This window comes from Leptospira gomenensis, from assembly GCF_004770155.1.
Taxonomy (GTDB): domain Bacteria; phylum Spirochaetota; class Leptospiria; order Leptospirales; family Leptospiraceae; genus Leptospira; species Leptospira gomenensis.
This window is the reverse complement of the sequence record NZ_RQFA01000061.1, coordinates 1-12,734: the sequence shown is the minus strand read 5'-3', so window position 1 is coordinate 12,734 and position 12,734 is coordinate 1. Positions and strand designations below refer to the sequence as shown.

At 47.1% G+C, this 12,734-nt stretch carries 13 protein-coding genes; 5 read left to right on the top strand and 8 right to left on the bottom strand.

The genetic code is table 11. From position 1 onward, the window contains the following. Nucleotides 1-2: 2 nt before the first annotated feature. The 8 genes from EHQ17_RS12865 to EHQ17_RS12830 form a co-directional block, all read right to left on the bottom strand. Entirely contained in the window at nt 3-248 is a 246-nt protein-coding gene (locus tag EHQ17_RS12865) for an FmdB family zinc ribbon protein (protein WP_135591970.1), read from the bottom strand. Between the two features lie 39 nt (nt 249-287). Next, a complete protein-coding gene (locus tag EHQ17_RS12860) occupies nt 288-1,733 on the bottom strand; it encodes an SH3 domain-containing protein (RefSeq protein ID WP_135591968.1) in 1,446 nt (481 codons plus the stop codon). A gap of 21 nt (nt 1,734-1,754) precedes the next feature. Then, nucleotides 1,755-3,326: a TolC family protein gene (locus tag EHQ17_RS12855; RefSeq protein ID WP_135591966.1), complete on the bottom strand. Its 1,572-nt coding sequence runs from the start codon at nt 3,324-3,326 to the stop codon at nt 1,755-1,757. A gap of 46 nt (nt 3,327-3,372) precedes the next feature. Then, nucleotides 3,373-4,248: a succinate--CoA ligase subunit alpha gene (sucD, locus tag EHQ17_RS12850; protein ID WP_135591964.1), complete on the bottom strand. Its 876-nt coding sequence runs from the start codon at nt 4,246-4,248 to the stop codon at nt 3,373-3,375. A 12-nt stretch (nt 4,249-4,260) separates the two neighbouring features. Continuing rightward, a complete protein-coding gene (sucC, locus tag EHQ17_RS12845) occupies nt 4,261-5,433 on the bottom strand; it encodes an ADP-forming succinate--CoA ligase subunit beta (protein ID WP_135591962.1) in 1,173 nt (390 codons plus the stop codon). A gap of 439 nt (nt 5,434-5,872) precedes the next feature. After that, nucleotides 5,873-6,514, bottom strand: a complete 642-nt coding sequence (ruvA, locus tag EHQ17_RS12840) for a Holliday junction branch migration protein RuvA (RefSeq protein WP_135591960.1) — start codon at nt 6,512-6,514, stop codon at nt 5,873-5,875. Nucleotides 6,515-6,695: 181 nt separating this feature from the next. After that, nucleotides 6,696-7,148 (bottom strand): arsenic resistance N-acetyltransferase ArsN2, encoded by a 453-nt coding sequence (arsN2, locus tag EHQ17_RS12835; protein WP_135591958.1) that lies wholly within the window; start codon nt 7,146-7,148, stop codon nt 6,696-6,698. A 99-nt stretch (nt 7,149-7,247) separates the two neighbouring features. Further along, a complete protein-coding gene (locus tag EHQ17_RS12830) occupies nt 7,248-8,294 on the bottom strand; it encodes an MBL fold metallo-hydrolase (RefSeq protein WP_135591956.1) in 1,047 nt (348 codons plus the stop codon). Nucleotides 8,295-8,583: 289 nt separating this feature from the next. Here EHQ17_RS12830 and EHQ17_RS12825 point away from each other — a divergent pair, with 289 nt between their 5' ends. The 5 genes from EHQ17_RS12825 to EHQ17_RS12805 all read left to right on the top strand — a co-directional run bounded on the left by EHQ17_RS12825 (nt 8,584) and on the right by EHQ17_RS12805 (nt 12,555). Continuing rightward, on the top strand, nt 8,584-8,850 hold the full coding sequence (locus EHQ17_RS12825) for a hypothetical protein (protein ID WP_246057545.1): 267 nt from the start codon (nt 8,584-8,586) through the stop codon (nt 8,848-8,850). Between the two features lie 219 nt (nt 8,851-9,069). After that, a complete protein-coding gene (locus tag EHQ17_RS12820; protein WP_135591955.1) occupies nt 9,070-9,990 on the top strand; it encodes a fatty acid desaturase family protein in 921 nt (306 codons plus the stop codon). Between the two features lie 56 nt (nt 9,991-10,046). Then, entirely contained in the window at nt 10,047-10,973 is a 927-nt protein-coding gene (pyrB, locus tag EHQ17_RS12815) for an aspartate carbamoyltransferase (protein ID WP_135591953.1), read from the top strand. Between the two features lie 6 nt (nt 10,974-10,979). Next, nucleotides 10,980-11,345, top strand: coding sequence for a DUF2203 domain-containing protein (locus EHQ17_RS12810; protein ID WP_135591951.1), 366 nt, complete (start codon nt 10,980-10,982; stop codon nt 11,343-11,345). Next, on the top strand, nt 11,329-12,555 hold the full coding sequence (locus EHQ17_RS12805; protein ID WP_135591949.1) for an LL-diaminopimelate aminotransferase: 1,227 nt from the start codon (nt 11,329-11,331) through the stop codon (nt 12,553-12,555). The genes EHQ17_RS12810 and EHQ17_RS12805 overlap by 17 nt, the downstream gene beginning before the upstream one ends. Nucleotides 12,556-12,734 lie beyond the last annotated feature (179 nt).

The window sequence follows — 12,734 nt, the reverse complement described above, 5'->3', positions numbered from 1 at the left end:
GATTAATCCGAAGAGGAAGGGGAGGTCGCGGAACCCGAGGATTCTCCGGAGCCCGAACCGCTTTTTTTGTAATCGGTCACGTAGAAACCGGTTCCTTTGAAGATGATTCCCGAACCGTTGGAAATCATCCTTTCCACTTCCCCTTTTTTTCCGCAGAGGGGACAATCACTGACCGGATCGTCCTTCATGGAATGGAATCGTTCGAATGTTTGTCCGCAGGCTTTACATTTATAGTCGTAAGTAGGCATATTCCCTCATTTTATTAGAATATTCTAATTTATGATTTCCTATGGAATGAATTTGAACTGAAAAATTCCGAGATTGGATGTGTCTCCCGAATCCGCGCGTTCCCTAGGCGTGGAAAGACAAAGCCTCCATCGTATTCCTCCGTCCGTTTGGATCCGTTCGAGAGGATCGATTCCGGAAAGGACTTTTTTTTCCGCAAGAACCAACGCGGCGTTGAGTCCGTTTTCAGCGTTTTGAAGATTGAGTCGGAATTTTTTCTTCGAAAAATTATCACCCGTGATATATCGATTCCGGTTTATGGAAATGCTTTCCGAGTCCATTTCTATCTCGAACGCCTTTTGTAAGTCTCCCGGCGAACCGGCAAACAAGGTGAAGACGGGAAGCGCGGTTTTTCCCCCAAGATAAGCCACGTAAAATTCGAGATCGCGAAACGGTTCTTCGATCGTTCTGCACATAAGATCGTATTTGTTTTGGGAGGAATGGAGTACGATTCCGAAGTCCCCGTCGAGTGCGATCTTTTCCGTGCGGTGATATTCCCCTTGGAATCCGGACGGAACCTCGTTTTCGTTCCAAGTTTCAAAATCCCATACGGGGGCTCGATCGAGCGCTCGGAAGGATTCCTCCATTGTTTCCGCGATCGATACGTCCGGTGCCGCGTTTTTGAGAAACCCGGAAAAAATCCAACCTACGGCTCCGTTTTTGAGATCGAAAACCTGGTTCCAGTTTCCTCGTTTTCCCGCGATGGTTTCCGTGCGCGAATCCCGATCGAGTACGAAAACCGTTTCTCCTCCCTTAAATTGAAAGGCGATCGGATTTTCCGTTCCGGGTCCGGTTCTTACGTTGAGATTTTTGCCTTCTACGATCGCCTTACTCGCGTTAAACGGTGAGTCTTCGCGTCCCGAAAAATATTCGAGCAAACGCGCGAGTTTGTTTCTTCCGTTGTCGTCGAGTTCCTTCGCGGATCCTGCCGCCAAGGATTTGAGAATCGCCTGATTGTATTCCTTGTATAAGGGTAGCGGATTGGATCCGAGCAATTTGGTGAGATATCGGGAAAGCACATCGGCGGTTTCGTATTCGGAGCCGAGGGTCAGTTTTTTACAAAGCGCCCTCGTTTTTAAAAATGATCCGTCCGGGAGAAAGGAAAAAAAACGGTCTTCGAATGTGTAAATCGTTCTTCCGGAAACCGCACGTTTGGAAAACGTAAGCCCCGATTTTTCCGAAAATTTTTGCGCCGTCTTTTCCCTCTTTTCGGCGGATACGCCGAGCAGATACGAATTGAATTCCGCCAAAGAGAGGGAAGCGTACGAATAGTCCTCGAGATCCGGATCTTTTTTTTTGAGAACCTCTAAGACTACGTCTTCCCAATTCCCTTTGGAGAAGTTTTTATAAACCGAATCGGTTTTGCGTGTGAAAAACTTCCAAAGTAATACGCCGAGCAGAACGGAAAAAAAGAAGGCGCCGAGGACGACAAAAAAATTCTTTCTCAATCGCGCCCGCCCTCCGTTTGGTCAATCCAGGTTCGGCAACAACTTATCTCGATCCACTTGAAAGCGTTCGAGAAGCGCGTTTTTAGCAAGATAATAACGCAATAGATCGATGTTAAAATTTACTTTGGCTTGCGTGAGTCGGAGCTGATCTTGAACGTGCGTATCGAGAGCGTTCTTTACGGAAACGGCGTCGGCTCTTCCTTGGCGGAAACTTCTTAAGATTCCGTTGTAGTAGTTTTCTGTTTCCCGTTCGCTCGTGATATTGTTCTTATAGATTTTATAACTCGCTTCCAAGGCTTCGATCCGCGTTTTCACGTCGTCGCGGACTTCGTTTTTCAAATCCTCTTCCTTTAAGGTGGCTTGGCGCATGCTGATATTGGCGTCCCTTACTCCAGCATAAATTCCTTTGTCTGCGATCGGATATACGAAATTGAGTTGTCCGGTCCATTCTTTGTATTTCGCAGTCGTGATTCCGTTGTTGGAATCGGTGTAGTTTTCCTGAGGAGAAATGATGTTCTGCGATTGGCTCGCTCCGGTTCCCGATATGGTCAGAGTCGGAAGGCGGTCGTTGTTCGCGTTTTTCAACGCGGCTTCTGCGATTTCCTTTTGTTTGAGAGCGTTTAAAAAATCCGCTCGGTGTTTATAAGCATATTCTAAATCTTTTGTATAGTCCGGTTTCTCCGTCAGTTCTTCCAAAAGATTGGTTTCTTCCGAAAGGGAAGTTCCTTCCGGGATTTTCAGGGAACGCACCAGTTTTCGTTTAGATTCTTCCTTTTGAACCTGAGCGGTTTCTAACTGGTTTTCGGCTTGGGCCAGAAGTGCGTTCCACTGATTGACTTCGAAACTTTCCGAAAGTCCGAGGCCTTGTTTGCGTACCGTTAAGTTGCGGATATTCTTCGTGTTTTCCACGAGTTGTTTGTAGGTTTTTACGGCTTGGGTTTTGATGGAATAATCCCAAAAATCGACCAAAGAATCCACGATCACTCCGGAGATCTGTTGAGAGACTTGGTTTTTCGCCATTTCGGCTTGGGACTCGAGAATTTTGACTTCGTTTCTTCCCTTGTATCCGAACGCGTTTTTCAATAAATCCTGGCTGATGGTCGCTCTTACGAATCCGGTATAGAGGGGAGGGATTCCCAAAGAATTAAAACCAGCGGGCGTGGTCGCCGCATTTTCGAAAGCGTTCGAGTCGAATCTTCTCGTTCCGGCTTCCACTTTGAAATACGTTCCGGTCGTTTGAAGAACCTTTTCGATACCACCCTTGATCGTATCGTCCGAGATCTTGGTTCCCGAAAGGAGGTTCGCCTGGTTGAACGGCAGGATGTTCTGGCTCGATTTTCCGTCGGCCACAAGTCTCCAAGAATACTTGGAATCGTTTTTCAGAAAGTTCGTATCGGACTTTGCGAGTTCGTAACGAAGATTCTGCAAACTGTAATTGCTCTCTAACGCGCGTTTGACGGTTTCTTCGGTCGTCAACTTGAGCGTCGTTCCCTCGGCGAAAAGGGAAATACCCGAAAGGAGGACGAAACTACTCAAAACGAATCCGATCCGTTTGAGAATCCTAGGTTTAGAATTTTTACTTTGAATGTTCATTCCGTTCTCCTTCTTCGAGTTTGAACCGTCTTTGGTAAGGCTCCGGTTATCCCAGAGCCTTCTTCATTTTTTCTCCGACTTCCGCGATGGATTGGCAGACCTGAATGCCCGCTTCCTGCATCGCTTTCATTTTAGAAGCCGCTGTTCCGAGTCCACCGCTGATGATGGCTCCCGCGTGTCCCATCCGTTTACCTGGAGGCGCGGTTTGACCCGCGATGAAACCTACCACGGGTTTTTTGACGTGATTTTTGATGTATTCCGCGGCTTCTTCTTCCGAAGTTCCGCCGATTTCTCCGATCATCACGATCCCTTTGGTTTCGGGGTCTTCGTTTAACAATCTGATCGCTTCGGTGTGGTTCATACCGGGAACGGGATCTCCTCCGATTCCGATACAAGTGGATTGACCTAATCCTTGTTTTGTGATCTGAGCCACCGACTCATACGTCAGGGTTCCGGAACGGGACACGATTCCCACCGATCCCGGACTGTGGATGAAACCCGGCATGATTCCGAGTTTTTGTTTCGCACGCGGAGTGATGACTCCGGGGCAGTTCGGTCCCACAAGTCTTGTTTTAGAATTTCGTAATACGCTGTACACTTTCAGCATATCGTGGGTCGGGATTCCTTCGGTGATACAAATCACGAGCGGGAGTTCCGCGAGAATTCCTTCCAGGATCGCATCGGCCGCGAACGCGGGCGGAACAAAAATCACCGCCGCGTTGACGCCTTCGTTTTTGATCGAATCCTGGATCGTGTTGAAAACGGGAACCTTATCTTCCCATTTGCTTCCGCCTTTTCCGGGAGTGACTCCGGCGACCACTTTGGTTCCGTAAGCCAGCATTTGAGTCGCGTGGAAGGAACCTTCCTTTCCGGTGATTCCTTGTACTACGACTTTTGTGTTTTCGTCTACTAATACTGCCATGTATGTTCTCTCTTATTTGATGAGTTTGGCAATGGTGTTTGCCGCTTCGCGGAGATCGTCCACTCCGGTAATCTTCAGTCCGCTTTTGTTGAGGACTTCTCTTCCCAGTTCCGAATTGGTTCCTTGTAAACGAACCACGAGAGGAACTTTCAGATCCACCGCTTTGGCCGCTTCGATGATTCCTTCGGCGACCATGTCGCAACGAACGATTCCTCCGAAGATGTTTACGAAAATTCCTTTTACGTTCGGATCACCGAGAATGATCTTGAATCCGTTTGTTACGGTGGTTTTGTTCGCCCCACCTCCGACATCGAGGAAGTTTGCGGGTTCGGCTCCGGCGAGTTTTACGATGTCCATCGTCGCCATCGCGAGTCCGGCTCCGTTTACCATACAACCGATGTTTCCGTCTAACTTCACGTAGTTGAGGTTGAACTCGGAAGCCTGAACTTCGAGCGGATCCTCCTCGGTGATGTCTCGGAACGCGGCGTTGTCCGCGTGACGGTAGAGAGCGTTTTCGTCGAGATCGATCTTACAATCGCCGGCGATGATTTCGTTTTGTTTGGTAAGAATCAGAGGATTGATTTCCAAAAGGGATGCGTCTTCTTTGATATACGCCTCGTAGATCGCAAAGAGAAGACTTTGAAACGACTTATGGGATTCTGCGGGAAGCCCGAGAGAAAACGCGAGTTGTCTCGCTTGGTTTACTTGCAGACCGATACCCGGATCGATCGCGATTTTTAGGATCTTTTCCGGATGAGTTTCGGCGACTTCCTCGATTTCCATTCCGCCTTCCGTGGAAGCCATAATGATGGTTTTCCGGATGGAGCGATCGAGAAGAATGCTGAGGTAGTATTCCTTGGCGATATCGATTCCTTGCTCGAGGTAAACTTTCAGAACTTTTTTTCCTTCGGCCCCGGTTTGCGGCGTTATGAGCTGCATACCGAGAATTTTGTCGATGGCCGCGATCGCGTCGTCTTTGGTTTTGGTAACCTTAACGCCGCCGCCTTTGCCTCGGCCGCCTGCGTGGATCTGTGCTTTGACAACGACTACGGAACCTCCGGTTTTGGAGGTGACTTCGTCATGGGCTTTGGATCCGTTTTCTTTTTTATCGATAACGACTCCGAAGGGAACATTGGCTTTGTGCCGTCTCAGGATTTCTTTTGCCTGATACTCGTGAATTTTCATGAATTAACCTTCATTGAACTTAGTTCAGTGCTTTTTAGGAGGTGAAGTTTTCTTTAAATTTATACTGTTTTCGGTAGGAACTTTGGTGTCAGTAAAAAATTAGAAGGAATTCCGACTTTGGACTTTCTGTCTAAAACATTTCCAAGAACCCCCGTTTTCGTGCGAATTGATTTGGCTGGAAAATCGTAGGAGACGGTTTGGGGTCGAAGGAAACACAGGGTTCGGTTCTTGTATAGGTGTTCCCGCGTTTTTCGGAGGGAGAGCGGTTGGGTGTGGGGATTTTCTATTTTTGAGTACGGAAAAGAAGGGCGAAATACAAACGGAAAACGTGGGAACTCACACGAAACTCGATCGTTTTTAGAAACGGTTCGATCTGGGAAAATTTGTCGTCTCGATCGATTCGAAACGACAAACTCTCGACCGAAATCCGTCGGAATTCCTACAAACGTTGGAGAATTTCCCGGATCAGTTCTCCGGGATCGATTTCGGGTGTTTCTTTGAGAATTTTTTCGACTTCCTTGATTGCCGATTTTTCATCGAAGCCGAGTTGAACCAGACCTAAGATCGCAATTTCTTTTCTTCGGAAAAAGGCGGCTTCTTTCGGATCGGTCGAGGGAGAATCGGAAGAAATCGGAATTCCTTTTGTGGGAGTTCCCGAAAGAAAGAGTTCCAACTTTTTGAGGTTTTGTTTGACTTCGAAAAAGATCTTTTCCGAGGTCTTTCCTTTCACCTTGGGAATTTTTTCGAGTTCCTTCGCTTCTCCGGATTGTACGATCCGGTACAAATCTTCTGCGGAAAAGAAGGAAAGGATTTTTAGAGCGGTCAATTCCCCGATGCCTTGCAGCCCTTTGATGACTTTGAAAAATTCCTTATCCTGTTCCGTAAGAAATCCAAACAACCTTTGTCCGCGTTCGTTCATTGCGTGGAAGATATGGAGTCGGACTTCCGACGACGGAGAGATCGTTTTGAGTTCGAGATACGTTTTGAACGATACGGTGACTTCGTAGGTGACTCCGGCCGTTTCCAAATGAACGAATCCGACTTCCAATTTTTTAAGAATTCCGTTTAGACCAGAGATCATTTCTCCACACGAGGCCGAAAACGTACGCGGTAAAGTGAATTTTGACGGTATTACGACGGACCTTGGGAAAAGCGATTTTTTGCGAAGGATTCGACGTCTATTTTTACTGCGCAACCGGCGCAAAGAGTTCTATCTAAGACGAGGATTCTTCCGTCCTTTTCGCGGTTCTAAAAAAGATTTTTTAAGGAGAAGGAGGGAGCGAACGTTTCATAAAAGCCGCGGAACCCGGGCAGAAGTCTTGAAATTCCGAAGAGGTTCGGATCGAGTCGGGAGCCGTTTTACGATCGACGATTTCGAAACCGAGCCGAAGGAAATATCTTTCGGCGGAGGTCGTCAATAAATACAACTCGTCTACGCCTTTGGATCGGGCGTGCGCGAGCATTTTTTGATAGAGCGAAGTTCCGATTTTTTCGTTCCGATATTTTTCTTCGACGCAGAAAGAGCGCAATAAAGCCACTTCGTCGAAAACCTCCAGACCTACGACTCCGACGAGCGTTCCGTCCCGTTCGGCTAAAATAAAATCGAAACGATTTCCGATGCCGATATCTTGGTAAGGTAAATTATTTTTTTCTAATAAGGATTGAATGAACGGTTCGTCTTCTTCCGTCTCGAACCTATAAATCGTCTTTTTCATTTCCTTTTCGGGTTCGGCGAACGCACTTTAAACGATCCGCCGTTTCAAGAATCGTATAACAACGAATTTACGATCAGTCGATTTCTGCCCGAAACAAGTTTATAATTCCACGATCTCGCCGATCTTCCAAATTTTGAGAGAGGAGGCCGGTTCTTTTTTTTCGGAATGTAATTTTTGCAGATACAAAGGCGCTTCCGAAGGAAGGTCGTCTCCCAGCGAAAACGTTCCCCAGTGGACGGGTAGTAGTTGGGAAGAACGGAGAACTTCTCCCGCTTCGAGGGCCTCTTTCGGACCTATATGCGCCGGTTCCATAAACCATCTCGGTTTGAAGGCGCCTATCGGAAGTAAGGCGGCGGAAAATCCCTGCGGAAAACGTTTTCCTATTTCGGAGAAATGTTTGGAGAAGCCGGTGTCTCCGCCGAAGTATATTCGAATATTCTCAAATTCGAATGCGTAACTTCCCCAGTGATATTGGTTCATGTCGGAGATTCCCATTCTACTCCAATGTTTTGCCGGAAGAAAATGTATTTTTCCGCCCGCGTAATCGTATCGATTCCACCATTCCTGAATGACCGAGTTTTCGAATCCTTCGTCTTTGGCGAATTCCCCCATTCCCGAGGGGAGATGGATCGTAACTTCAGGAAATAATTTTTGGATCTTTTTGATCGAGTCGATGTCGAGGTGATCCCTGTGCGCGTGGCTGATCGCGACGATATCCACTCCGGGAAGGTCTTCCGGTAGTATCGGAAGAGGAGTGAGTCGTTTGATGAAAGGAGGAGCCGAGAATATCGGATCGGTGAGAATGTGTACCCTTTTTCCGTGAAAATTCGCGGCGATCCAAACGGTTGCGTGTCCGAGCCAGACGATTCGCACCTTTCCTTCCGGAGCCAATAGATCCTCCTTTTTGCGGGGAATGACTTCCGGAATTTTTCCGGGATCGCCTTCCGCATACGGAGGATCGGACGGTCCGAGCAGCTTCCAACGAAGGACGGAAAAAAAACTTTTATTCAGACGTTCGTCTTCTTCGAGATTGTGATACTTTCCGTCCAAGTAGTGCGGAGAACGGGTTCTTTCCGGATCCACCGGAAAACAGGTTTCGAAAACTAAACCGAAAGACAAAACGAGCGGAAGCAAATTGGGTTTCATAAGGATTTTATTATGGGATTGGAACGCGATGATTTCGGTCAGGTTCCCGATTCTTTGCCGTTCTTTCCAGTCTTCTTTTAAAAAGATTCGAACGATACTTGCGATTTTTTTTAAGGTCGAACGTTCTCGGCTTTCTTTTTTTTCGGATTTTCCTTTCGTTCCCGGAAAACGTCCGTATGTTCGTGCGAGAAGGACCGGATTCCTTTTTTTATTTTATTTTCTTTTCTTCGTGTCATCCTTTTCTTCGATCCGGTGCGATTCTAAATCCGCAACGGATAAGGAAACGAACGTGAAATTCAATTTTTTTCTTCGACTGACGGTGTTTGCGACGATCGCGACGCTTGCTTCCTCCTGTTCGAATTACGGCGGAGATTCCGATCAAAAATCCAAAGACGCAGATAAGAAAAACTGTCAAGTCGCGGCGGCGTCTTATATCGCCTGCACTTCCTCCAATCCTGCGTATTCTTCGTCCTGTGATCCGTTGTATTTGGGAGTTCTCTCGTTTTGCGGCGGCGGGGGAACTTCCGGGAGCGCCGGTTCCGGCGGCGGTTATTAAGCGACATCGATGGGATCCAAGATTTCCCGTCGCTACGGGTTGGAATTTTTCGCGTCGGTTAGGGAGAAAACTCCGCTTCCTTTCTTGACGCGAAAGTTCGGCTTAAATACCACATTCCTAAAACCATAGAGCCGTCCGGATTTTCGGCGAACGATTGGATCTTCTTTTTGTTCGGCGTTTTTTCGTGAATCGTTTCCTGGAATATCGGAAATCATCGTTATGTCGCAAATTCCCTTGAGGGATCTTCCCGTCTTCGTCAACCGCCTGATCGCGGCTTTGTTGTGTTCGTTTTTTATAATATTATATTTTTGGAATTTTTTGTTCGGTTACGGTTTTCGGGCTGTCTCTTGTTTTTTTATCTTTGTCTCCGCCTTTTTGTCCTACACGTTGTGGGCTTTGATTCACGAATGTATCCACGGTAATTTTTCCAATTCGAGAACCGAAAGTCGTTTTGCGGGCAGGGTCCTTTGTATCCTTTTCGGAACTCCGTTTCAGGTCGCTAAAACCGCGCATCTCATCCATCATAAATTCAACCGATCGGAAGGGGAGCGTATCGAATTTTTGGAAAAAAACGGCGTTTCCAAAATCGGACAATCGATCGTATATTACGGAAAACTGTTTTACGGAACCTACTTTCTGGAGGCCGCGGGCGGTTTTTTGTTATCGCTTCCTTTGTCGATGTCGGTTCCGATCGCGGAAAGGTTCTTTTCCGTTTTTCCGGCGCACAGGGCTTTTTTTAAACAGATTCAAAAACCGGAAATCGTTCGTGAACTTCGTTTCGATTCGTTTTGTATCTTTTTGTTGTTCGGTTCCGCGTTTTATTTTTGCGGTTCGAATTTTTGGATTTTGACGGTCGTTCTGATTTTACGAGGAAGTGTGGTTTCGTTTTTGGATCATTCCTACCACTACGGAAAGGAAGTGGACGATCCTAATTCCGCATACAATTTAGGGCTTCCGATTTTTTTTTCCTCGTTGTTTCTCAATTTTAATCTTCATCGGGTGCATCATCGTTTTCCCGGTTGTCCTTGGAATCGTCTTCCGTCCCAGTTCGAAAAAAGCGGGGACCGCATCGACCTTTCTCTCGGGAGACAATCCTTGCGACAACTGCGGGGGCTTTTGCCTCTTCCCGAAAAATCCTGAGTTCGGTCGTTCATTTTGATTTGTCAAACGGGGGTTTTTCTACATTCTGTCGCTTAATGTCCTACAATCATAAGAACGTACTCGACACCGAACAATTCTCCAAGGCGGATCTGGATTTTCTCATCGGAAAAACCAGGGATATGGAACGCCTCGTGGAACAAAACAAGGCTTTCGGAATTTTGACCGGTAAACTTCTCGCTTCCCTTTTTTTCGAGGCTTCCACAAGAACAAGGCTTTCGTTCGAAGCGGCGATGGAACGTTTGGGAGGAAGGGTTATCTCCACGGTGGGATTTCAATTCTCCTCGATCTCAAAAGGAGAAACGTTATACGACACCATGAAGATGGTCGAAGCCTACGCGGACATAGCGGTGATTCGTCATCCCGTGGAAGGTTCTTCCCGGATCGCGGCGGGTGCGGTGAAAATCCCAGTCATCAATGCAGGGGATGGAGCGGGTCAACATCCCACGCAGGCGCTTTTGGATTTATACACGATCATTTCGGAAAAGGGAACCTTGGACGGTTTGACCGTCGCTTTTATCGGAGACTTGAAGTACGGAAGGACGATCCATTCGTTGATCAATCTTTTGAGACACTATAAGGTTCATTTGTATCTGATCTCTCCTCCGGAGTTGGCCTTACCCGAATCCTATAAGAAAGGTTTGGAAGGATATCCGATTTCTCTGGAAGAAACGACCGATATCAAGGCGGTTTGGGAATGCGACGTTGCATACGTTACGCGCATCCAAGAGGAACGTTTTCCCGATCATAAGGAATTCGAACGTCTGAAGGATCTTTTTAAGATCAACAAAGAACTCATCCTCGCTTCTAAGAAGGAAACCACGATTCTACATCCTCTTCCGAGAGTGAACGAACTTTCGACGGACGTGGACGATCTTCCGAATGCGGCGTATTTTAGACAGGCGAGATACGGAGTCGTTAGTCGGATGACCTTACTTTGTCTTTCTTTGGGACAGGATTTTTAAACTCAATTGGAACGCAGGTTATGGACATACGAAGAGGCGCGTAATATCCTTCCGATCATCCGGGAGATTACGGAAGAATATTATTCTCGCGTGTCCGAGTTGACCACACTACTTCGGGAGAAAATTCTTCCCGAAAACGAGATGGAACAAAAAGAGGAGGAGGTTCGAATTTCGACATTCGAATGGTCCTCCAAAATTCAGGAATACGGAGTCGAGGTCAAAGGACTTTGGCTCGTGGATTTCGATCACGGTAACGGATATTATTGCTGGCACCTCGGAGAAGAGGATTTGCTTTTCGAACACGGTTACGAAGAGGGTTTTGCCGGAAGAAAATTAATCGATAGGAATAAGGAAGATGGCGAACATCAATGAGAATTATTTAAAATTAAAGGCGGGATATCTTTTTCCCGAAATCGCGAAACGTGTGAAGGCGTATTCGGAAAAAAATCCTTCGGCGAAAGTGATCCGTTTGGGAATCGGGGACGTTACTCTTCCCATCGTTCCCTCCATCGTGGACGCGATGGTCGCCGCTTCCAAAGAGATGGGAACCTCCGAAGGTTTTCACGGTTACGGCCCGGAACAAGGATATTCATTTTTGCTAAAGTCGATCTCCGATAACGATTACGCTCCTTTGGGTATCAAAATCGACGAAAGCGAAATTTTCGTTTCGGACGGTTCCAAATGCGATTGCGGTAATATCCAGGAGATTTTTTCGACAGACGCAAAGATCGCCGTGGCGGATCCGGTTTATCCGGTTTACGTGGATACGAACGTGATGGCGGGACGCACGGGAGAGATCGGTTCCGACGGAAGATATTCCAATCTGATTTATATGCCCGCGACAAAGGAGAACGGTTTTCAACCGGAGATCCCGAAAGATAAAGCCGATATCATTTATCTGTGTTATCCGAATAATCCTACCGGCGCCGTCACTACGAAGGAAGCTCTGAAGGCCTGGGTGGAATACGCGAAAAAAAACAATTCCATCATTTTATACGATTCCGCGTACGAGGCTTTTATCAGTGAACCGGGTGTTCCGCGTTCGATCTACGAGGTAGAGGGGGCGAGGGAAGTCGCGATCGAATTCCGTTCTTTCTCTAAGACCGCGGGTTTTACAGGATTACGTTGTGCTTATATAGTGATTCCGAAAGAGTTGAAAGGTAGGACCCGTTCCGGTGAGGAGGTGAGTCTCAATTCTTTGTGGAGCAGAAGACATACTACCAAGTTCAACGGAGTTTCCTATGTGACTCAAAAAGGAGCGGAGGCTTGTTTTTCCGCTCAGGGCAAAAAAGAAATTCAAGATTCTATCTCGTATTATATGTCGAATGCCGCGAAGATTCGGGACGGTTTGAAAAAGGCCGGGTATGACGTGTTCGGCGGTATCAACGCTCCTTATATTTGGCTGAAAACTTCCGACAATCTTTCTTCTTGGGATTTTTTTGATCGTCTGTTGCAGCAAGCGCAGGTTGTAGGAACTCCCGGTTCGGGGTTCGGTCCCGCCGGAGAAGGATATTTTCGTTTGAGCGCGTTCGGTAAAAAAGAGGACGTTGAGGCGGCCATCGAGAGAATTTCCGCTCTTTGAAGATAGTTTTGTGGGAACTCACACGTTTTCCCGAGCGCTGCTTTGTTTGTCGTAGCAATTTGTGCGGGAACTCACACGTTTTCCCGAGCGCGGCTTTGTTTGTCGTAGCAATTTGTGCGGGAACTCACACGTTTTCCCGAGCGCGGCTTTGTTTGTCGTAGCAATTTGTGTGGGAACTC